Source organism: Paenibacillus fonticola DSM 21315 (genome assembly GCF_000381905.1).
GTDB lineage: Bacteria > Bacillota > Bacilli > Paenibacillales > Paenibacillaceae > Fontibacillus > Fontibacillus fonticola.
In genome coordinates this window covers 332,679-354,605 of sequence record NZ_KB907246.1, presented here as the reverse complement: position 1 = coordinate 354,605, position 21,927 = coordinate 332,679, and the positions used below count along the sequence as shown (strand labels likewise).

Here is a 21,927-nt window from a genome sequence, read left to right as displayed (position 1 = left end):
TGCTTGTTCCTCCTTTCCTTAAGGCGATTACTTCTTAACCGCTTGTTTAATTTTAACCACGCTATTTTTAGGACCTGGAATGGATCCTTTAATGAGCAATACGTTACGCTCTGCATCCACACGAACAACCTCAAGGTTTTGGATCGTCACCGTTTCGCTACCCATGTGCCCTGGAAGACGCTTGCCTTTAGGGACGCGGTTCGCTTGGATGGAGCCCATGGAACCAGGTCTGCGATGGTAACGGGAACCGTGAGACATAGGTCCGCGGCTTTGACCCCAACGTTTGATATTACCTTGGAATCCTTTACCTTTAGAAACACCTGTTACGTCAACAAATTCGCCTTCAGCAAAAATATCAACTTTGACCTCTTGGCCAACTTCATATCCTGCCAATTCAACACCGCGAATTTCACGAACGTAGCGCTTAGGTGCTGTGTTCGCCTTCTTAGCATGACCTACTTCAGGTTTGTTGGCTCTGCTTTCTTTCTTATCGGTATAACCGATTTGAATCGCTTCATAGCCATCGTTCTCTACATCTTTCTTCTGAAGAACGATGTTGGACTCAGCTTCGATTACCGTTACAGGAATAACAATTCCTTCTGGGGTAAACACTTGAGTCATTCCGAGTTTTTTCCCTAAGATACCTTTCATGTTGACACCTCTTTTCCTTTCCTAATCAACTTACGATTGATATTACAATTTGATTTCGATATCTACACCGGACGGCAGGTCCAAGCGCATCAAGGCATCCACAGTTTGTGGAGTCGGGTTCACAATGTCGATCAGACGCTTGTGCGTACGCATTTCGAATTGCTCCCGAGAATCCTTGTACTTGTGTACCGCACGGAGAATAGTAATGATTTGTTTCTCAGTTGGAAGCGGAATCGGTCCGGATACGCCAGCACCTGAACGTTTTGCCGTTTCAACGATTTTCTCTGCGGATTGATCAAGAATTCTGTGATCATAAGCTTTCAAACGAATACGAATTTTTTGCTTTGCCATTTTAGTCCCTCCTTCTATCGCCCAATTTATTATCGGACATACTCCGTGAAAATTTTCTGACCGCCCTCCCATGGCAAAGGGGCCGGGTGTGTCAGTAACCTCTCACATCATCGCACAGTCACAGAACAACATTCACTATTATATAGAAAAGAGAGATGTAATGCAAGCAAAATATTAGACTTTTTCCTCGCCATTTTCAGGACAAATCGCCGATTCACCGGCAGCTGGTTTTGTCACGCTAAGCATCGATTTGTCAGTGATCGATTTATTTAAACATTGATTTATTCAATATAGGTAATTTTCATCAAGTCAAATCACTAGGCTTCAAAATCGAACCGACAGCCGGCAGCTAACTAATTTAAAATAACGGAATGAGGGGCCCATTAGACTTGTGAGCTAGCCATTCACAGTAGAAATTCTAGCATTACTCATATGAAGGACTAGCATCACTTTCACTATATTTTAACATCAGGCTTTCAGCTCTTTAGCATCATATTTCGGCATTTAAGTTAAGCATTACGCTATCAGCTTATTAACATCACGCTAGCAGCATTCTAGCATTATACGACTGGCATTTTAGTACCTTCTTGAAAACCACGTCAAAAGCTACGCTAATGCAGCCAACCAACGTAAAAAAACTGCCCTGAAAGTCTAATGACCTTCAGGGCAGCTTTGGAAATAAGGTTTATAAAACCTTATTATTTTTGGATAGTAACAACCGCACCGGATCCAACTGTACGTCCGCCTTCACGAATGGAGAAGCGAGTTCCTTCTTCAATCGCGATTGGAGCGATCAGCTGTACAGTAACTTCGATGTTGTCACCAGGCATAACCATTTCAGTACCTTCTGGCAGGTTGATGATACCTGTAACGTCAGTTGTACGGAAATAGAATTGTGGACGGTAACCTGTGAAGAAAGGTTTGTGACGTCCGCCCTCTTCTTTAGTCAATACGTATACTTGAGCAGTGAACTCAGTATGCGGATTAACGGAAGCTGGCTTTGCAAGTACTTGACCGCGCTCGATTTGGGAACGGTCTACACCACGGAGCAATGCACCGATGTTGTCGCCCGCTTCAGCGGAATCAAGCAATTTACGGAACATTTCAACGCCCGTAACAACGGATTTCTTAGTGTCTTCAGCGATACCAACGATTTCAACCTCGTCGCCGACTTTAACAGTACCACGCTCAACGCGGCCTGTAGCAACCGTACCACGACCAGTGATGGAGAATACGTCCTCAACTGGCATCAAGAATGGCTTGTCAACTGGACGCTCTGGAAGCGGAATGTACTCGTCGATGATTTCGAACATTTCGATGATTTTCTTAGCGTAGTCGCCATCTGGGTTTTGAAGCGCTTCACGAGCGGATCCACGAACAACTGGAGTGTCGTCACCAGGGAACTCGTATTCGTTAAGCAGGTCGCGAACTTCCATTTCAACCAATTCCAGAAGCTCTTCGTCTTCAACCATGTCGCATTTGTTCAAGAATACAACGATGTAAGGAACGCCTACGTTACGGGACAACAGGATGTGCTCGCGAGTTTGCGGCATTGGGCCGTCAGCTGCGGATACAACCAGGATTGCGCCGTCCATTTGAGCCGCGCCAGTGATCATGTTTTTAACATAGTCGGCGTGACCTGGGCAGTCAACGTGAGCGTAGTGGCGATTAGCCGACTCATACTCAACGTGGGAAGTAGAGATTGTAATACCGCGCTCGCGCTCTTCTGGAGCTTTGTCGATTTGATCGTATGCGATCGCGCTACCTCCACCGTAAGTTTTAGTCAAAACGGTAGTGATTGCTGCAGTCAAAGTAGTTTTACCATGGTCAACGTGACCGATTGTACCGATATTAACGTGCGGTTTTGTACGTTCGTATTTTGCCTTTGCCATTTTAAACAGTTCCTCCTTAAATATGGATTGTTATGTTGGACTGATCGGAGGGCTTCCACGAAGGAATCCCTCCCATCAGCAGATACAAAAATTATTCTTCGCCCTTGTGTTTCGATACGATTTCTTCAGAGATGTTCTTAGGAACTTCTTCGTAGTGGGAAAGCTCCATGGAGAACACACCGCGTCCTTGCGTACCGGAACGAAGCGTTGTTGAATATCCGAACATTTCGGAAAGAGGTACTTTGGCACGAATGATTTGCGCGCTTCCGCGGGAATCCATACCTTCGATACGTCCGCGACGGGAGTTCAGCATACCCATCACATCACCCATGTACTCTTCCGGAACCGTAACTTCAACTTTCATAATTGGCTCAAGAAGAACAGCTTGACATTTGTCTTTGGCTGCTTTCAAAGCCATCGAGCCAGCGATCTTAAACGCCATCTCACTGGAGTCAACATCATGGTATGAACCATCTACGATAGTGGCTTTAACGTCTACAAGCGGGAAGCCTGCAAGAACACCATTCTTCATAGCTTCTTCAATACCTTGTTGTGCTGGAGCGATATATTCTCTCGGTACAGCACCACCGACGATTTTGCTGTCGAATTGGTTGCCTGAACCTGCTTCCAGCGGTTCGAATTCAACCCAAACGTGACCGTATTGTCCACGACCACCGGATTGACGTACGAACTTACCTTCAACGCGCGCAGATGCCTTGAATGTTTCACGGTATGCAACCTGTGGTTTACCCACGTTGGTGTCAACCTTGAACTCGCGGCGCATACGCTCGATGATGATATCGAGGTGAAGCTCACCCATACCAGCAAGGATGGTTTGACCAGTTTCTTCGTCTGTATGAGCACGAAGTGTAGGGTCTTCCTCAGTCAGTTTACCAAGAGCTACACCAAGTTTATCTTGGTCTGCTTTAGTTTTAGGTTCAACTGCGATCTCGATAACCGGATCAGGGAAGTTCATGGACTCCAAGATAACCGGATTCTTCTCATCACACAGTGTATCACCTGTTCCCGTATCTTTCAAACCAACAGCAGAAGCGATGTCACCGGAGTAAACTTCAGTGATTTCTTGACGGCTGTTCGCGTGCATTTGCAGGATACGGCCAATCCGCTCACGTTTGCCTTTTGTTGCGTTCAGTACGTAAGATCCGGATTGAAGAACACCGGAGTATACGCGGAAGAACGTCAGCTTACCAACGTAAGGGTCGGTCATAATTTTAAATGCCAATGCTGAGAATGGCTCCTCGTCAGAAGAGTGACGCTCAACCACCGTACCATCTTCGAGATGTCCCTGAATACTCGGTACATCAATCGGAGCTGGCAAGTAATCGATAACAGCATCCAGCATCAGTTGAACGCCTTTGTTACGGTAAGAAGATCCGCAAATAACCGGGAAGATTTTTACTTCAACAACACCCTTGCGAAGCGCTGCTTTGATTTCATCAACAGTGATTTCCTCACCCTCGAGGTATTTCATTGTCAAGTCTTCATCCAGTTCTGCAACCTTCTCAACCAGTTCAGCGCGAAGCTCTTCTACTTGAGCTTTGTAATCCTCAGGAATTTCGGTCTCTTCGATGTTTTGGCCCATGTTGTCTTTGTAGATGTACGCTCTCTCAGCAACAATGTCGATAATCCCAACAAAGTTGTCCTCTGCACCGATTGGCAGTTGAATGGCAACTGCGTTCGCTTGCAGACGCTCGCGCATATCTTTTACAACATTGAGGTAATCAGCACCGATGATATCCATTTTATTGACGTAAGCAATCCGAGGAACACCATAGCGGTCAGCCTGTCTCCATACGGTCTCAGACTGAGGCTCAACACCTTCCTTCGCACTGAATACGCCTACTGCCCCGTCCAATACACGAAGAGAACGTTCGACTTCAACGGTGAAGTCGACGTGTCCCGGGGTATCGATGATATTAACGCGGTGACCCTTCCAAGAAGCGGTTGTAGCTGCAGATGTAATTGTTATTCCGCGCTCCTGCTCTTGATCCATCCAGTCCATCGTCGCAGAACCCTCGTGGGTTTCGCCGATTTTATGTGTCCGACCAGTGTAGAACAAGATCCGTTCTGTTGTTGTCGTCTTACCGGCGTCAATATGCGCCATGATCCCGATATTACGTGTATTCTTCAAGGAGAACTCTCTTGTCATGAAATTTTCTCCCTTCGAATTATAGATTTCATAATAGTTATACTGCTAACCGAATCCTACCAGCGGTAGTGAGCAAACGCTTTGTTTGCTTCGGCCATTTTGTGCGTGTCCTCGCGTTTCTTAACAGAAGCGCCTGTGTTGTTGGATGCGTCGATAATCTCAGCAGCCAAACGCTCTTCCATCGTCTTCTCTCCGCGGTTGCGGGAGTAGTTCACGAGCCAACGAAGCCCTAGAGCTGTACGTCTTTCAGGTTTAACTTCAATTGGTACCTGGTAGTTCGATCCGCCCACACGGCGAGCTTTAACTTCAAGTACCGGCATAATGTTCTTAAGTGCTGCTTCAAATACTTCCATCGGGTCATTCCCCGTACGCTCTTGAATAAGGTTAAAAGCGTCGTACAGAATGCTTTGAGCAACACCGCGTTTACCGTCGAGCATAATGCGGTTGATCAGGCGAGTAACAAGTTTGCTGTTATACACCGGATCCGGCAATACGTCTCTTTTGGCAACTGGACCTTTGCGTGGCATAGTTATCCCCCTTTCAGTGTTAGTTCAAACATATAAAGCCTAAATCGTCAGCTTATTATTTCTTAGCTTTCGGACGTTTCGCGCCGTATTTGGAGCGAGCTTGCATACGGTTGTTCACTCCAGCCGTATCCAGCGCTCCGCGAACGATATGATAACGCACCCCCGGAAGGTCTTTGACCCGGCCACCGCGTATCAGCACGACACTGTGCTCTTGCAGGTTATGTCCGATCCCTGGGATGTAAGCAGTCACCTCAACGCGGTTCGTCAAGCGAACACGAGCGTATTTACGAAGTGCGGAGTTCGGTTTCTTAGGAGTCATTGTCCCTACCCGAGTGCACACCCCACGTTTTTGAGGAGATTTCAATTCCGTAGCTTCACGTTTGAGTGCGTTAAACCCTCTATGCAATGCTGGTGATTTGGATTTGTAAACCTTGTCTTGACGTCCTTTACGCACCAATTGGTTAATTGTTGGCATGTTGTTGCCACCCCCTTCCTAAGTATTGATTGTTTCTTTACAAACCATTGTTTTAAGCCCACAGACCCAGGCGGTTCATAAAAGAACAAAGGAAAAGTTTTTGCCGAAAGGTTTGCTCCGAATCAGCAAAAACGATTTCTTAAGCTATGTCTTTACAATCGCAGCCATCGCTGCTCCGACTTCAATCCCGCAGGCTTTGCCGAGATTGTGCATCGTATCCACATAAGTCACCTTGACTCCATGTTGATCACATAGAGCGATAATCTTCGATGTAAGGCGTGGATCTGCATCTTCAGCCACGTATACTTCTTCGGCCCGATTGAGCTCGATCATTCGCATCGTTTGCTTCGTGCCGATTTTGACATGAGCGTCCTGTAGTCCTCGATCGTTAGACATCATAAAGTCCTCCAATACACAGAGAATTACCGTACTCACGCACTTTGATATAGTAGCACTTTGGTATAGACGATGTCAAGCTATTTATGAAGAACAATATTTCGTCCTTTTTTTTTAAAAAAAGAGCGGTGCGTCCGATAAGAAAGGAATACCTCTCGGCGCACCGTCCATATTACTTATTTATTCAACAGAGACCGGCTGCTCGAGACTTTCCTCGCTCAATCCTGCGTTTTCCGGCTCTTCAAACTGTACGCTGCGGTAACGGTTCATGCCTGTACCGGCAGGAATCAATTTACCGATTATGACGTTCTCTTTCAGGCCGAGCAGTTTGTCAACTTTGCCCTTGATCGCCGCATCGGTAAGCACCCGGGTCGTTTCCTGGAAGGAAGCGGCCGACAGGAAAGAATCCGTTTCAAGCGACGCTTTCGTAATTCCGAGCAGGACAGGCTTGGCAACTGCCGGCTCTTTGCCGGACAAGATGGCATCCTTATTCGCCATTTCATATTCATAAAGATCGACGAAGGCTCCTGGCAGAAGCGGTGTATCACCTGCATCCACAATCCGGATTTTGCGAAGCATCTGCTTAATCATAACCTCGATGTGCTTGTCGTTGATTTCAACGCCCTGGTTACGATATACGCGCTGAACTTCCTGCAAAATATAGTTCTGCACGCCGCGAATCCCTTTAATGCGTAAAATTTCTTTCGGGTCGATGGAACCATCCGTCAGTTCGTCGCCCGCTTCAATTTCCTGGCCTTCGCTGATGCGCAGGCGGGATCCGTAGGTTACAGAGTAGACTTTCGTTTCGGCTTCGCCTTGGACCTCGATTTCGCGGCGGTCTTTGGCTTCGCGGATTTCCTTGATTACGCCGTCGATTTCACTGATCGTGGCTTGCCCTTTCGGGTTACGCGCCTCGAACAGCTCCTGAATACGCGGCAAACCTTGGGTAATATCGTCACCCGCAACGCCCCCAGTGTGGAACGTACGCATCGTAAGCTGGGTCCCCGGCTCACCGATCGATTGCGCAGCGATGATGCCGACCGCTTCACCGATCTCTACGTGCTTGCCTGTTGCCAGGTTGCGGCCGTAGCACTTCTTACATACGCCATGGCGCGCGCGGCAGCTCAGCACGGAGCGGATTTGCAGTTTCCCAATACCGGCGTTCACGACTTCATGCGCTTTATCAGAATCGATCAGCTCATTGCGGTGAACGATAACCTCGCCCGTCTGAGGATGCTTGATCGTCTCGAAGGAATAACGTCCTTCAATACGGTCGTACAGATCCTCGATGACCTCTTTGCCGTCCTGAATGACGCCGACGGTGAAGCCTTTGTCCGTACCGCAGTCTTCCTCGCGGACGATAACGTCTTGCGCTACGTCAACGAGACGACGGGTCAAGTAACCGGAGTCCGCGGTCCGCAGCGCGGTATCCGCCAGACCTTTACGGGCACCGTGCGTCGACAGGAAGTACTCGAGAACGGTGAGGCCCTCGCGGAAGTTGGACTTAATCGGAAGCTCGATGATCCGTCCAGACGGGTTGGCCATCAGCCCCCGCATACCGCCAAGCTGCGTGATCTGCGATTTGTTACCCCGGGCCTTGGAATCTACCATGAGCATGATCGAGTTGAAGCGGTCCATCGATTTCATGAGCACGTCGGTAATTTGATCCTTCGATTTGGACCAAATATCGATAACGCGGTCATAACGCTCTTCGTTCGTAATCAGACCGCGGCGGTACTGATTCGTGACGACGCGAACCTTCTCCTCCGACTCGCGCAAAATTTCCTGCTTTGCATCCGGAACGACAACGTCGGATACGGCGATGCTGACGCCTGCACGAGTAGAATAGGTGAAGCCCGTTTGTTTGATTTTATCCAGAATAACCGACGTTTCCGTCGTATGATAAATTTCGAAACAGCGGCCGATAATTTCCCCGAGGTACTCTTTACCGATTCCTCCGGTATGCGGCACTTCCAAAATGTGCTTAGTAACGTCAACGCCCTTATCATAAATAAAGTAATGATCCGGCGTTCCTTGGAACAGGTTCTTGCGCGAAGGCTCGTTAATGTACGGAAAGCTGGCTGGGAAAATTTCGTTAAAAATAATCCGGCCGATCGTCGTTACGAGCAGTGCGTTTTGCTGTTCCTCGGTAAATCCTTCCTTGCCGAGGGCCTTAGCAGGGATAGCTACGCGAGCATGCAGCGATACCGAGCCCCGCTGATATGCGGACACCGCTTCATGAGTGGTGCCAAGAATCATCCCCGTTCCCTTGGCTTCCTTATCGTCCATCGTCAGATAGTAGGAGCCGAGAACCATATCCTGTGATGGCGTAACAACCGGTTTACCGTCTTTCGGGTTCAGGATGTTCCCGGAAGCAAGCATCAGAATCCGGGCTTCCGCTTGAGCTTCTGCGCTCAGCGGTACGTGCACCGCCATTTGGTCACCGTCAAAGTCCGCATTATAAGCGGTACATACGAGCGGATGCAAACGAATTGCGCGGCCTTCGACCAAAATCGGTTCGAACGCCTGAATTCCCAAACGGTGAAGCGTAGGCGCACGGTTAAGCAGAACCGGATGCTCTCTAATTACTTCTTCAAGCACATCCCATACTTCCGGACTGACGCGCTCAACTTTACGTTTGGCGCTCTTGATGTTATGAGCCAGGCCTTTATTGACCAGTTCCTTCATCACGAACGGCTTGAACAGCTCCAGTGCCATTTCCTTCGGCAGGCCGCATTGGTACATTTTCAAGTAAGGACCTACGACAATAACGGAACGACCGGAATAGTCAACCCGTTTACCGAGCAGGTTCTGACGGAAGCGTCCTTGCTTCCCTTTCAGCATATGGCTGAGGGATTTCAGCGGACGGTTACCAGGTCCTGTGACCGGACGGCCGCGACGGCCGTTGTCAATCAAAGCATCTACTGCTTCTTGCAGCATCCGCTTCTCGTTCTGTACGATGATATCCGGGGCGCCAAGGTCAAGCAGACGCTTCAGACGGTTGTTGCGGTTAATTACGCGACGGTACAGATCATTCAGGTCGGATGTCGCAAAACGGCCGCCATCGAGCTGTACCATCGGACGAAGTTCCGGCGGAATAACCGGCAGCACATCGAGAATCATCCACTCCGGCTCATTGCCGGAATTGCGGAATGCCTCGATGACTTCCAGACGCTTAATCGCCCGGTTACGGCGCTGCCCTTGAGCAGTGCGCAGCTCTTCTTTCAAGAAGTCCAGCTCTTTATCGATGTCGAGATCCTGCAGCAGCTTCTTAACCGCCTCGGCGCCCATGCCGGCTTGGAATCCATAGCCGTACTTCTCACGATAGCTGCGGTATTCCTTCTCGGACAGAAGCTGTTTCTTCTCCAGCGGAGTTTCGCCCGGATCGGTAACGACATAAGATGCAAAGTAAATAATCTCTTCCAACGAACGCGGCGACATATCGAGCGCCAGACCCATACGGCTCGGAATCCCTTTGAAATACCAAATATGGGATACCGGAGCAGCCAGTTCAATGTGCCCCATACGCTCACGGCGAACTTTGGCTCTCGTCACCTCAACGCCACAGCGATCGCAGACGACGCCTTTATAACGGACACGCTTATACTTACCGCAATGACATTCCCAGTCCTTCGTCGGGCCGAAGATTTTTTCACAGAACAGCCCTTCTTTTTCCGGTTTCAGCGTACGGTAGTTAATCGTTTCCGGTTTCTTCACTTCTCCGCGGGACCAAGAACGAATTTTATCTGGGGAAGCAAGCCCAATTTTCATAAACTCGAAGTTGTTGACGTCCAACAAGGAGCATCCCTCCTTAACCAAGTCCTGATTTTAGCATTCTACATAGATCAAATGCAGGGTAACGGATTGCCCCTTTGATCTATCTGTCTAGGGAAATATCGGCCTCCCAAAGGTAGGCCGATCATCCAGGCAGGCAGCTTCCGCTGCGGTTATCATTATCACCCGGCGGTTCTCCGCCAGTGTTATTCTACGCCGACTTCCGCGCCTTCCAGGTTCAGGCTCAGTTTATCTCCAGCCGCGTCCTCTTCATCGTCGATTTCCTTCATCTCGATCTCTTCTTCGTTCTCGGTGAGGATTTTGACGTCCATACCTAAACTTTGAAGCTCTTTGATCAAGACCTTGAACGACTCTGGTACGCCAGGCTCCGGTACGTTCTCACCTTTGACGATCGATTCATAGGTTTTCACCCGACCGACGACGTCATCGGATTTGACGGTGAGGATTTCCTGAAGCGTGTATGCTGCGCCATAAGCTTCAAGCGCCCACACTTCCATCTCCCCGAACCGCTGACCACCGAACTGGGCTTTACCGCCGAGTGGCTGCTGTGTAACAAGTGAGTAAGGACCCGTAGAACGAGCATGAATTTTATCGTCAACCATGTGCGCCAGCTTGATCATATGCATGACGCCGACGGTTACTTCACGTTCAAATCTTTCTCCGGTCCGGCCATCATAGAGCACGGTCTTACCGTTGCGCTGCATGCCGGCTTCTTCCATCGTATCGAACACGTCGTATTCATTCGCGCCGTCAAATACAGGAGTAGCAACGTGAATGCCGAGGTGCAGTGCAGCCATGCCAAGATGGATTTCCAGCACCTGACCGATGTTCATCCGCGAAGGAACGCCCAGCGGGTTCAAAACGACTTGAACCGGTGTGCCATCCGGCATGAACGGCATATCTTCTTCAGGCAAAATACGGGCTACGACACCTTTGTTACCGTGGCGTCCGGCCATTTTATCGCCTTCGGAGATTTTACGTTTCTGGGCGATGTAAACGCGAACGAGCTGATTTACACCCGGCGGCAATTCGTCACCGTTCTCACGGGTAAACACTTTCACGTCCACGACGATTCCGTCGGTTCCGTGAGGAACGCGCAAGGAGGTATCGCGAACTTCGCGCGCCTTCTCACCGAAGATCGCATGCAGCAAGCGTTCCTCCGCCGTCAGCTCCGTAACGCCCTTCGGCGTCACTTTACCGACCAGGATGTCGCCAGCGCTAATTTCTGCACCTACGCGGATAATTCCGCGCTCATCCAGATTGCGCAATGCTTCTTCCCCTACGTTCGGAATATCGCGGGTGATTTCCTCAGGTCCCAGCTTCGTGTCGCGGGCTTCGGACTCGTATTCTTCAATGTGAATGGATGTGTACACATCTTCCTTCACCAGTTTCTCGCTAAGCAAGATTGCATCCTCGTAGTTGTAGCCTTCCCAAGTCATGAAGGCAACGACGACGTTGCGGCCCAGCGCCAATTCGCCCATCTCTGTCGATGGCCCGTCAGCCAGAATATCACCCTTCTTGATGACATCCCCGCGCTTAACGATCGGACGCTGATTGATGCAAGTTCCTTGGTTCGAACGCATAAATTTGTGTAATTTATATTTAACAAGGTCGCCGCGAACTTCCTTGCCGTCCACTTCCTCGACACGGCGCAGCCAAATTTCATTCGCTGCGGAACGTTCGATAATTCCGTCGTATTTGGACACAATACATACACCGGAATCTTTGGCAGCCTTATGCTCCATACCCGTTCCTACTAGAGGAGCTTTAGGGATTAGAAGCGGAACAGCCTGCCGCTGCATGTTTGAGCCCATCAGCGCACGGTTGGAGTCATCGTTCTCCAGGAACGGAATCAGTGCAGTCGCTACGGATACAACCTGCTTCGGCGATACGTCCATGTAGTCCACACGGTCGCTCGGCATCGTCAGGATGTTATCTGACTGCTTATTGTAACGAACAATGACGTTCTCATCCTGGAACGTATTATCTTCGTTCAGAATCGCGTTCGCTTGCGCAATGATATAGTTATCTTCCTCGTCCGCCGTCAAGTAAGCAATTTGATCGGTTACTTTACTGGACTTCGGATCGACCCAGCGATACGGTGCTTCGATGAAGCCATACTCGTTAATGCGGGCGAACGTTGACAAGGAGTTGATAAGACCGATGTTCGGTCCTTCCGGCGTCTCAATCGGACACATCCGGCCGTAGTGACTGTGGTGAACGTCACGAACTTCGAAGCCTGCGCGCTCACGCGTCAAACCACCAGGTCCAAGCGCAGACAGACGGCGTTTGTGCGTCAACTCTGCGAGCGGGTTCGTCTGGTCCATAAACTGGGACAGCTGGGAGCTTCCGAAGAACTCTTTAATCGATGCGATTACCGGACGAATATTAATAAGCGCCTGCGGCGTAATGACATTCGCATCTTGAATCGACATTCTTTCACGGACGACGCGTTCCATGCGGGACAATCCGATGCGGAACTGGTTCTGCAGAAGCTCGCCGACCGAACGGAGACGACGGTTGCCGAGGTGGTCGATATCATCCGTGCTGCCGATGCCGTGCAGCAGGTTCAGGAAGTAGCTGATCGACGAAATGATGTCAGCAGGTGTAATATGCTTGACCGATTTGTCGATATTGCGATTGGCGATAACTTTAACGACTTTGCCGTCTTCGATCGGTGAGAAAATATCAACCGTCTGAAGAGGTACATCGTTCGCATCAAGCACGCCGTTGGCTACGTGGTAGTTTTTGAAGCCTACGCTCTCCTCCAGGTACGGAAGGATCTCGTCCAAAAGACGGCGGTCAACCATTTGACCGGCTTCAGCGATAATTTCACCCGTATTCGTGTCGATCAGACTCTCCGCGAGACGCTGATTGAACAAACGGTTCTTGATATGAAGCTTCTTATTGATTTTATAACGGCCGACATTGGCCAGGTCATAGCGTTTCGGGTCAAAGAACCGAGCGACCAGCAAGCTCTTGGCATTGTCGAGCGTTGGCGGTTCACCCGGACGCAGGCGCTCATAGATTTCTATCAGAGCCTTCTCCGTGGAATCGGTGTTGTCTTTGTCCAAGGTGTTGCGGATATATTCGTCATTACCCAGCAGATCCAAAATCTCAGCATCTGTGCCGAAGCCAAGTGCGCGAAGCAAGACGGTTACTGGAATTTTCCGAGTACGGTCGATCCGGACATAGATAATATCCTTCGCATCCATCTCAAGCTCCAGCCATGCACCGCGGTTTGGAATAACTGTAGCGGTATAAGTTTTCTTGCCGTTCTTATCGATTTTTGTACTGAAATAGACGCTAGGAGAGCGAACCAACTGGCTGACAATAACCCGTTCCGCACCATTAATAATAAAGGTGCCGGTTTCCGTCATCAGCGGGAAATCTCCCATAAACACTTCCTGCTCTTTGACTTCGCCGGTTTCTTTGTTAATCAGCCGGACTTTGACCCGAAGCGGAGCCGCATACGTCACGTCACGTTCTTTCGCATCGTCAACGGTGTACTTCGGTTCACCAAGGCTGTAATCGATAAATTCCAACACCAAGTTCCCAGTAAAATCCTGAATCGGCGAAATGTCCTGGAACATCTCCCGAAGACCTTCTTCCAAGAACCAATCGTAGGATTTCTGTTGGATTTCGATCAGGTTCGGAACTTCGAGTACCTCGTTAATTCGTGCATAACTTCGCCGAGTGCGTCGACCATATTGAACAAGATGTCCTGCCAACTTATACTCACCCCTCATGTCTACTCACTTTAAAAAAAATACATTGCGAACCCGTGTTTGCACCTATATAATAGGTTCAAGACGGATTAACTCGTGCTGCACAAATAAAGAAAAGCCCTTATCGAATGCTTTCGAAAAAAGAGCACCATTATCCGTGTCGTTTCTGCCTGATGTCCCCGTATTCAGTAGATTTGCCTAAAATGTACACATTATACGTTAAACAGCGTGATTTTATTCATTGGCACGTAAAACTCTTGACATTTCAGCAAACTAAAGTCACAGAGGGCATCCTAATACTGACATTTTATAATAATATCACAACCACTTTTCCAAGTCAACCTTTTAATTTTAGTTGAGGCTGCGATCGTTGTAAAACGTTGTCTATTTCGTCGCTTTATATATGCGGTAACCTTTATCCTTCGTCACTTCCTCCACAAGCGGGAACAAAGATTCCAGCTTCTGCCTGGCTGACGGCGCCCCTTGTTTTTTCTGAATGACAACCCATAATGTACCGCCATCGACAAGTCTTGTATAAGCCCCTTCAAAAATAGCGTGCACCGTCTCCTTGCCGGCCCGAATAGGAGGATTGGTCAAAATCACATCAAATTGCTGTTCTCCTACAGCCGCAAACAAATCACTTTCCAGTATAGTGACATTGGGCACTTTATTGTGATTAGCATTCTCCTGTGCCAATTGTACGGCGCGCCGATTTACATCAATCATCGTCACATGCCCGTTTTTTGCAAGTTTGGCCGCGGTAAGTCCAATCGGGCCATAGCCGCACCCTACATCCAGCACTTGCGCATCGTCTGGGATATCCATCGCATCGATTAATACCCGGCTGCCATAGTCAACTCCGCCCTTCGCAAACACCCCTGCGTCGCTGATGAAGCGAAAAGTTAGTCCACGCAAAGTTGCCTCCCATTCCTTTCGATCATGGGCTGCAGCAGGCTCGCTAGTGTAGTAGTGATTTGACATCTCCGCTCACCTCCAAATGCGCTGCCGTTTTGCTGGCTCGCCTAAGTTCAGGCAAACTCAGCCCAAGCAACGACGTATAGATTGCCCTTTTCAAATCCATATAAATAATAAACGAATTTATACATTCATTCTTCCTCAATTAGCTGACCGCAATACACATTCAGACACCGCCGCAGCGGTGTCTTATTTGCCGCCCATCGCTTAAAAGCTCGATCCTTGCAAGTATGAATGCATGTTTACATTGATATAGAAGCTGCTAAAACCCGGAGTTTCTGAAAACAACCCCCTTGAACCAAGTTCAAGGGGGTTGTCACAGAAGATAGGCGAATTATTTCAATTCTACAGCTGCGCCTGCTTCTTCCAATTTTGCTTTTACTGCTTCTGCTTCTTCTTTGCCTACTTTTTCTTTGATTGGTTTTGGAGCGTTGTCTACGAGTTCTTTGGCTTCTTTCAGGCCAAGACCTGTGATCTCGCGAACAACTTTGATAACGTTGATTTTGGATGCGCCAGCGCTAGTCAAAACAACGTCAAATTCGGATTGCTCAGCCGCTTCAGCAGCACCGCCGCCACCGCCAGCAACAACAACAGGAGCTGCTGCAGTTACACCAAACTCTTCTTCGATTGCTTTAACCAAGTCGTTAAGCTCAAGAACAGACATACCTTTAATCGCTTCTAAAATTGTTTCTTTACTCATGGTAGAACCTCCATTTTATAATTGATAAGAGTTAAATTCATTGATTAACTACTGCATGAAAAGCAAACTTACGCGCTTGCGTTGCCTTCTTCTTTCTCTGCAACGGCTTTGACTGCCAGCGCGAAGTTGCGGACTGGAGCTTGAAGCACGCTGAGAAGCATAGAAAGGAGACCTTCGCGGGATGGCAGATCTGCGAGCTCTTTGATTTGGTCGACGCCGACTACACGGCCTTCAACCACGCCACCTTTTACTTTAAGCGCTTCGTTCTTCTTTGCGAAATCGCTGATGATTTTAGCCGGAGCTACTGCATCGTCAGCACTGAACGCGATTGCTGTAGGACCAGTCAATACTTCGTCCAGTTCACTAAGTTCCGCAGCCGCAGTTGCGCGGCGAACGAGCGTATTTTTCAGTACTTGGAATTCTACGCCAGCTTCACGAAGCTGTTTACGCAGTTCCGTAACTTGAGTAACGTTAAGTCCGCGGTAGTCAGCAACAACAGTCGTTGCGCTTTCGCGAAGCTTAGCTGTCACCACGTCAACGGCTTCCTGCTTTGCTTGAATCACTTTTGCATTTGCCAAACTGTACACCTCCTGATAGATATGCTGGAACGAGCCAGTCAACTTTCGACCTTACGTCCCCCTCTGAAGCGAAACCTCGCCTAGAAAGACTTTTAAAGAACGCACAGTCAGAGTGTCACCCCAACCGCAATCTGTTCATTAAAAAAGCCTCCGTAGATTTACGAAGGCCAGATGAATCATCAGCTACAGTATGCCTGCAGCATGTTGACGTTCTATCATAACACCTCGGTAGGAAATTAAGCCTTACGGGGCACCTACTGTCTACGGTAAGCATATTCAAATTTAGTTCATTACTCAGAAACAACTTGTTCAGTATACCAAGGGGCTGAGCATATGTCAAACCCTTTTCCGCTAAATGCGAAAGGTATTATTTGAATGAAGTTGCATCTACGCGAGCACTTGGTCCCATCGTCGAGGATACGGCGACGTTCTTCAAGTAAACACCTTTGGCTGAAGCCGGTTTAGCACGGTTCAACGCTTCAATGAGAGCCTGAAGGTTCTCGTTCAATTGCTCGGCGCTGAAGGATACTTTGCCGATCGGCGCATGAATTTGACCCGCTCTATCCAAACGGTATTCGATTTTACCCGCTTTAATCTCTTGAACCGCTTTAGCTACGTCAAACGTAACTGTGCCGGCTTTAGGGTTAGGCATAAGGCCTTTACCACCGAGCAAGCGTCCCAATTTACCAACTTCACTCATCATGTCTGGTGTCGCTACGCAAACGTCGAAGTCGAACCATCCTTGTTGAATTTTGTTGATCATGTCTTGATCGCCAACGAAGTCCGCTCCAGCCGCTTCCGCTTCTTTCGCTTTCTCACCTTTGGCGAATACCAATACACGCTGCGTTTTACCCGTGCCGTGAGGCAGGACAACAATACCGCGAACGGCTTGGTCTTGTTTACGAGGGTCTACACCCAAACGAACTGCTACTTCAACAGTTTCGTCAAATTTAGCACTTGCAGCCTTTTTCACCAGTTCAACGGCTTCTGCAGGCTCATAGGTTGCTTCGCTGTCAATCAGCTTAGCGGCTTCAAGGTATTTTTTACCGTGTTTAGCCATGAAAATCGTCCTCCTTTGTGGTGTTAGCGGAAATTCCTCCCACTGAAGATGAAATTTTAGATATGCATAAGCATTATAAAACTCCATCCAGATGATGAAAATGTATACTTGCAGTTCGCAATATACTTTCATCCGCGAAATCGAAAACTATAGACAAGATAGGCCAGACAGGCCGATCGCCTCTTTAGTCCGATTCACATAACTTCAGCTGCTCCGTCAAGTTTTCTCATAGGTGTCATGCAGCCCATTGCTCATACGCCCAAGAATTAGTCCTGGATAGCAATCCCCATACTGCGGGCAGTACCTTCGACCATACGCATAGCCGCTTCAACAGTAGCTGCGTTCAGGTCTTGCATTTTTTGCTCCGCGATTTGACGAACTGCGTCGCGTTTCACGGTAGCTACTTTTTTCTTATTCGGTTCGCCGGAACCTTTCTCAACTTTCGCAGCAACGCGAAGCAGAACGGCAGCTGGCGGAGTCTTGGTGATGAAAGTGAAAGAACGGTCTTCGAACACCGAGATCTCAACTGGAATAATCAAACCTGCTTGATCGGCAGTACGTGCGTTAAATTCTTTACAGAATGCCATGATGTTGACACCTGCTTGACCTAGCGCCGGACCAACCGGAGGTGCAGGGTTCGCTTTACCTGCAGGAATTTGCAGTTTTACCATTTTGATAACCTTTTTTGCCATGTAAGACACCTCCTTGCCCTAATAGTGGTCGACGGGAATTTCTCCCCTCCCACATAAAACCCTAAGAAACCTATATCTTCTCCACTTGAGTATAATCCAGTTCAAGCGGGGTTTCTCGTCCAAACATGTTAACGTGAACCTTGAGCTTGCTTTTGTCGACGAGAATTTCTTCAATCGATCCGACAAAGTTCGCAAATGGACCAACTTTGATACGAACGGATTCTTTGACCTCGAACTCAATTACCGGCTTCGGCTCTTCCATACCCATATGCCGCAAAATCTGTTCCACTTCTTCAGGGAGCAGCGCAGTTGGTTTGGAGCCGGAACCTGTTGAGCCGACAAAACCCGTCACCCCTGGCGTGTTGCGAACAACATACCAAGAATCGTCAGTCTGGATCATTTCCACCAAAACATAGCCGGGGTAAACTTTACGCATAACGGTCTTCTTCTTACCGTCCTTGTTTACCACTTCTTCTTCCATAGGAACAAGAACACGGAATATCTTGTCTTCCATGCCCATCGACTCGACGCGTTTCTCCAAATTGGCTTTGACCTTGTTCTCATACCCAGAATAGGTATGTACTACATACCATCTTTTCTCCATATCAAGCCACCTAAGGACCCTTCTTAAATTATCGCTTCGATCACAGCGGAGATGCCGATATCAAGTACCCAAAAATAAATCGCGACTACTACAATTGTACCGAGGACAATCATCGTATAATTGGTCAGCTCTTTACGATTAGGCCAGCGAACTTTTTTAAGCTCAGCCCAGCTTTCAGAGAAATAAGAGAACAACGATTTGAAACTTCGTTTCATACGCGATTACACCTCCAAAGACTATCTGGTTTCGCGATGAGGAACTTGCTCGTTACAAAACTTGCAAAATTTCTTCATCTCCATGCGGTCGGGGTGGTTACGCTTGTTTTTGGTCGTTGTGTAGTTTCTTTGTTTGCAATTCGTACAAGCTAACGTAATAATTACCCGCATGATGTGCACCTCCCGAAGACCTTCATCAAATTTGAGAAGTCTCTTATTGAACCTAAAGATCCGAAAAACGCAAATTTAGGCCTACCTAAAACACTTTATCATAAGGCCATATCCATGTCAACGAGACTTAGAGCTTCTCAAGTATTTGATTATTACCAGTATAACACAACGTTTTCCAAGATAAACCCTTATTGGCACTTCTCATCCTTTATCGCCCTGGGCCGCCGCCAAATTTGTCTCAACTGTTTAATAGATGCATACCGGTTTACTGGCTCCACCTTACTCAAGCGCACTCGTTTCGGCCCGCTTTATTTGCCGGTGCACGGACTTGCATGCGTTGCGCGGGTGCTAATGCTGCGTGATTTTGCTAGCCGGCTATAGCTGCTAAATACTGTGTGGTTTTGCTAGCGCGGCTAGGGCTGCTAATGCTGTGTGGTTTTGCTAGCGTAGCGGGTACTCGCTAATCCTAGGTAAATTCCAGATGAAAGCAGCCGTACAGTATGTGAAAATGATGGCGGTTCCCCTCAAAACGCCTGGAAGGACGGAAGCAGTTCCTTTTTCACAAGCTTTCCATTCCAAAAAGAAAAACCCTGCGTCTAATGAAGACGCGGGTTTCTCAATAATCTGATAACTATATATTAGTTATCTTCGCACTTACTTCTCAATTTAGCAAAGCAGCCTAAATATCGGGCTAACCTCTCTGACGCAACAGTTACATTGCCCCGTCACGAACTTCGAGATATCGTTCCAATTTGCGCTTTACCCGCTGCAGGGCGTTATCAATCGACTTAACATGACGATCCAAGTCTACTGCAATTTCCTGATATGAACGTCCATCCAAATACAGCATTAATACTTTGCGTTCCAAATCGCTAAGTATTTCCGACATTTTATCTTCCAAACCAACAAATTCTTCCTGGTTAATGATCAATTCTTCCGGATCACACACCTGGGAACCACAAATGACATCCAACAACGTCCGATCCGAATCTTCATCATAGATCGGCTTGTCCAAAGAAACATACGAATTCAGCGGAATATGCTTCTGCCGCGTTGCCGTCTTGATCGCTGTAATAATCTGCCGCGTGATGCATAACTCGGCGAATGCCTTAAACGATGCAAGCTTATCCCCCCGAAAGTCCCGGATCGCCTTATATAGGCCTATCATCCCTTCCTGGATAATATCCTCCCGGTCAGCACCAATCAGAAAATAGGATCTGGCCTTCGCGCGCACAAAGCTTCGGTACTTGTTAATCAAGTACTCCAGCGCTTCACTGTCGCCTTCGCGGACCGCTTCGACAATGTCTTCGTCACTTTGGATCTCATAGTCAAACCTAACCCACGTCTCGAGATTGACACTCACCACAAATCCCTCCGGCTGCAACGCACGGTGCCCCGTCACTCAGTCAAGTAATACGATCAGTATATATGATGGCGCATATGAGCGTCAACCACAAAAGTACCAAAAGATGTAAAGTCGAACTTTGTCAAGGGCATTTGGAAGGAGAACGAAATAATATCCGTTCATTCCCTGCGCCATCGTTCAAACATCATACGCACTTCAGGGCTTAGCTTTGCATCGATACTATTTCGACTCGATTTGGAGCTGCGTTCGGCAATTTTCGATTGAATCTCCCTCTCATTCTCCTCAACCTGATTCAGCAACTCACGCGCAGATACACGCAGTGCGCCCTGCCCAAATATAACATGCTGCTCCACCGTATCGCTGGTAGCGACATATATTTTCCTGCGGCGGTGCGTCAGCTCACGCACCAGGCGCTCGATGCATTCATCGGCCGTTTCCTTCTCTTTTGTAAAATGAACCTCAACCTTGCTCTGATTAAAAGATTTTCCCAGACCGGGCACGCGATAGGCATCAAACACCACGATCACTTTCCTTCCGGAAAACGCTTGATAATTGGCGAGCCTTTCCAGTAAACGGTCGCGGGCTTCCTGCATTCCCAGTTTAGCCAATGCAGAAAGCTCAGGCCATCCGCCAATCATATTGTAGCCGTCAACCAGCAGGACATCGCGCATTTCGCGCATGCCGACTAACCTTCGGCGCGGCGTCTACGCAGCACTTCGTACATAATAACCCCCGCCGCGACCGAAGCGTTTAAGGAGTTGAGTTTTCCCGCCATGGGCAGCTTCAGCAAAACATCGCATTTCTCCCGCACGAGCCGTCCCATTCCTTTGTTCTCGTTGCCGATCACTATGGCCAGCGCACCGCTAAGCACTTCACCAGCCTCATACATCTCCTGTTTCGCAGAGACATCTGTGCCAGCGATCCACACTCCGGCTTCCTTCAACTGCTCCATCGTCTGGGCCAAATTGGTCACCCGGGCTACCGGCACGTATTCCACGGCGCCTGCCGACGTCTTCGACACCGTTGCAGTAATGGCAGCAGAGCGGCGCTTCGGAATAATCACACCGTGTACGCCAGTGCATTCTGCGGTACGCAGAATCGAACCGAGATTATGCGGGTCCTCAATCTCGTCCAAAATGAGCAGAAAAGGCGGTTCTCCCCGCTCCTTCGCCCTGTGCAGAAGATCTTCCACTTCGGCATAAGCATAGGGGGCAACCTGCGCGACAACCCCTTGATGCTGCAAGCCTGGCGCCATCTGATCCAGCTTGCGCTTATCGACAAACTGCACGATGATGCCGTTTTTTTTGGCCTCTGCCACAATCGGTTGAGTCAGATGCTTTTGGGCGCCTTCTGCGACCCATATTTTATTAATTGTTCGTCCGGCCCGCATCGCTTCCAACAGCGAATGCTTCCCGCCGATCCATTCTTGATCATCCATACGATAGCCTCCCGGGGATTTTAAGTGATACGTCCTCTTTCCCTTGTTGTAATATACTTACCGTGAAGCGGGCGCCCTGCTTATGAGCTTTTATTTTTATGCTTTATACTTTGAGCTCTAATCTTTGTTAAATTTTGATCTCG

At 48.5% G+C, this 21,927-nt stretch carries 20 protein-coding genes and 1 other annotated feature; all 20 genes read right to left on the bottom strand.

Translation table 11 applies throughout. The annotated features are described in order from the left end of the window. Positions 1 to 27 precede the first annotated feature (27 nt). Positions 28 to 651, bottom strand: a complete 624-nt coding sequence (rplC, locus tag G358_RS0103205) for a 50S ribosomal protein L3 (RefSeq protein ID WP_019635768.1) — start codon at positions 649 to 651, stop codon at positions 28 to 30. 42 nt (positions 652 to 693) lie between these two features. Further along, complete coding sequence (gene rpsJ / locus G358_RS0103200) at positions 694 to 1,002, bottom strand: 30S ribosomal protein S10 (protein ID WP_005544556.1); 309 nt, start codon at positions 1,000 to 1,002, stop codon at positions 694 to 696. A 698-nt stretch (positions 1,003 to 1,700) separates the two neighbouring features. Continuing rightward, positions 1,701 to 2,894: an elongation factor Tu gene (gene tuf, locus G358_RS0103195; protein WP_019635767.1), complete on the bottom strand. Its 1,194-nt coding sequence runs from the start codon at positions 2,892 to 2,894 to the stop codon at positions 1,701 to 1,703. A gap of 91 nt (positions 2,895 to 2,985) precedes the next feature. Further along, complete coding sequence (gene fusA, locus G358_RS0103190) at positions 2,986 to 5,064, bottom strand: elongation factor G (protein ID WP_019635766.1); 2,079 nt, start codon at positions 5,062 to 5,064, stop codon at positions 2,986 to 2,988. Positions 5,065 to 5,120: 56 nt separating this feature from the next. Continuing rightward, the gene (gene rpsG / locus G358_RS0103185; protein ID WP_019635765.1) at positions 5,121 to 5,591 is read right to left on the bottom strand and encodes a 30S ribosomal protein S7; all 471 of its coding nucleotides are present in this window, start codon (positions 5,589 to 5,591) and stop codon (positions 5,121 to 5,123) included. Positions 5,592 to 5,646: 55 nt separating this feature from the next. Beyond that, positions 5,647 to 6,066: a 30S ribosomal protein S12 gene (gene rpsL, locus G358_RS0103180; protein WP_019635764.1), complete on the bottom strand. Its 420-nt coding sequence runs from the start codon at positions 6,064 to 6,066 to the stop codon at positions 5,647 to 5,649. A 144-nt stretch (positions 6,067 to 6,210) separates the two neighbouring features. Beyond that, positions 6,211 to 6,462, bottom strand: coding sequence for a ribosomal L7Ae/L30e/S12e/Gadd45 family protein (locus tag G358_RS0103175; protein WP_019635763.1), 252 nt, complete (start codon positions 6,460 to 6,462; stop codon positions 6,211 to 6,213). 180 nt (positions 6,463 to 6,642) lie between these two features. After that, positions 6,643 to 10,260: a DNA-directed RNA polymerase subunit beta' gene (gene rpoC / locus G358_RS0103170; protein WP_019635762.1), complete on the bottom strand. Its 3,618-nt coding sequence runs from the start codon at positions 10,258 to 10,260 to the stop codon at positions 6,643 to 6,645. Between the two features lie 182 nt (positions 10,261 to 10,442). Then, positions 10,443 to 13,988: a DNA-directed RNA polymerase subunit beta gene (gene rpoB / locus G358_RS0103165; RefSeq protein ID WP_019635761.1), complete on the bottom strand. Its 3,546-nt coding sequence runs from the start codon at positions 13,986 to 13,988 to the stop codon at positions 10,443 to 10,445. A 381-nt stretch (positions 13,989 to 14,369) separates the two neighbouring features. After that, positions 14,370 to 14,966, bottom strand: a complete 597-nt coding sequence (locus G358_RS0103160; RefSeq protein ID WP_019635760.1) for a class I SAM-dependent methyltransferase — start codon at positions 14,964 to 14,966, stop codon at positions 14,370 to 14,372. A 328-nt stretch (positions 14,967 to 15,294) separates the two neighbouring features. Then, the gene (gene rplL, locus G358_RS0103155) at positions 15,295 to 15,660 is read right to left on the bottom strand and encodes a 50S ribosomal protein L7/L12 (protein WP_019635759.1); all 366 of its coding nucleotides are present in this window, start codon (positions 15,658 to 15,660) and stop codon (positions 15,295 to 15,297) included. Positions 15,661 to 15,728: 68 nt separating this feature from the next. Continuing rightward, on the bottom strand, positions 15,729 to 16,238 hold the full coding sequence (gene rplJ / locus G358_RS0103150; RefSeq protein WP_019635758.1) for a 50S ribosomal protein L10: 510 nt from the start codon (positions 16,236 to 16,238) through the stop codon (positions 15,729 to 15,731). A gap of 131 nt (positions 16,239 to 16,369) precedes the next feature. Continuing rightward, positions 16,370 to 16,523 (bottom strand) — a sequence feature (ribosomal protein L10 leader region). An 82-nt stretch (positions 16,524 to 16,605) separates the two neighbouring features. After that, positions 16,606 to 17,298, bottom strand: coding sequence for a 50S ribosomal protein L1 (gene rplA, locus G358_RS0103145; protein WP_019635757.1), 693 nt, complete (start codon positions 17,296 to 17,298; stop codon positions 16,606 to 16,608). A 266-nt stretch (positions 17,299 to 17,564) separates the two neighbouring features. Then, on the bottom strand, positions 17,565 to 17,990 hold the full coding sequence (gene rplK / locus G358_RS0103140; protein WP_019635756.1) for a 50S ribosomal protein L11: 426 nt from the start codon (positions 17,988 to 17,990) through the stop codon (positions 17,565 to 17,567). A 70-nt stretch (positions 17,991 to 18,060) separates the two neighbouring features. Beyond that, a complete protein-coding gene (nusG, locus tag G358_RS0103135) occupies positions 18,061 to 18,594 on the bottom strand; it encodes a transcription termination/antitermination protein NusG (RefSeq protein ID WP_019635755.1) in 534 nt (177 codons plus the stop codon). Between the two features lie 23 nt (positions 18,595 to 18,617). Next, a complete protein-coding gene (gene secE, locus G358_RS0103130; RefSeq protein ID WP_019635754.1) occupies positions 18,618 to 18,809 on the bottom strand; it encodes a preprotein translocase subunit SecE in 192 nt (63 codons plus the stop codon). A 21-nt stretch (positions 18,810 to 18,830) separates the two neighbouring features. Next, the gene (gene rpmG / locus G358_RS32090; RefSeq protein ID WP_071784256.1) at positions 18,831 to 18,980 is read right to left on the bottom strand and encodes a 50S ribosomal protein L33; all 150 of its coding nucleotides are present in this window, start codon (positions 18,978 to 18,980) and stop codon (positions 18,831 to 18,833) included. Between the two features lie 712 nt (positions 18,981 to 19,692). Beyond that, positions 19,693 to 20,346, bottom strand: a complete 654-nt coding sequence (gene sigH, locus G358_RS0103120) for an RNA polymerase sporulation sigma factor SigH (protein WP_407668607.1) — start codon at positions 20,344 to 20,346, stop codon at positions 19,693 to 19,695. A 158-nt stretch (positions 20,347 to 20,504) separates the two neighbouring features. Next, on the bottom strand, positions 20,505 to 21,026 hold the full coding sequence (locus G358_RS0103115; protein ID WP_019635751.1) for an NYN domain-containing protein: 522 nt from the start codon (positions 21,024 to 21,026) through the stop codon (positions 20,505 to 20,507). Between the two features lie 5 nt (positions 21,027 to 21,031). Then, positions 21,032 to 21,784, bottom strand: a complete 753-nt coding sequence (gene rlmB, locus G358_RS0103110) for a 23S rRNA (guanosine(2251)-2'-O)-methyltransferase RlmB (RefSeq protein ID WP_019635750.1) — start codon at positions 21,782 to 21,784, stop codon at positions 21,032 to 21,034. Positions 21,785 to 21,927 lie beyond the last annotated feature (143 nt).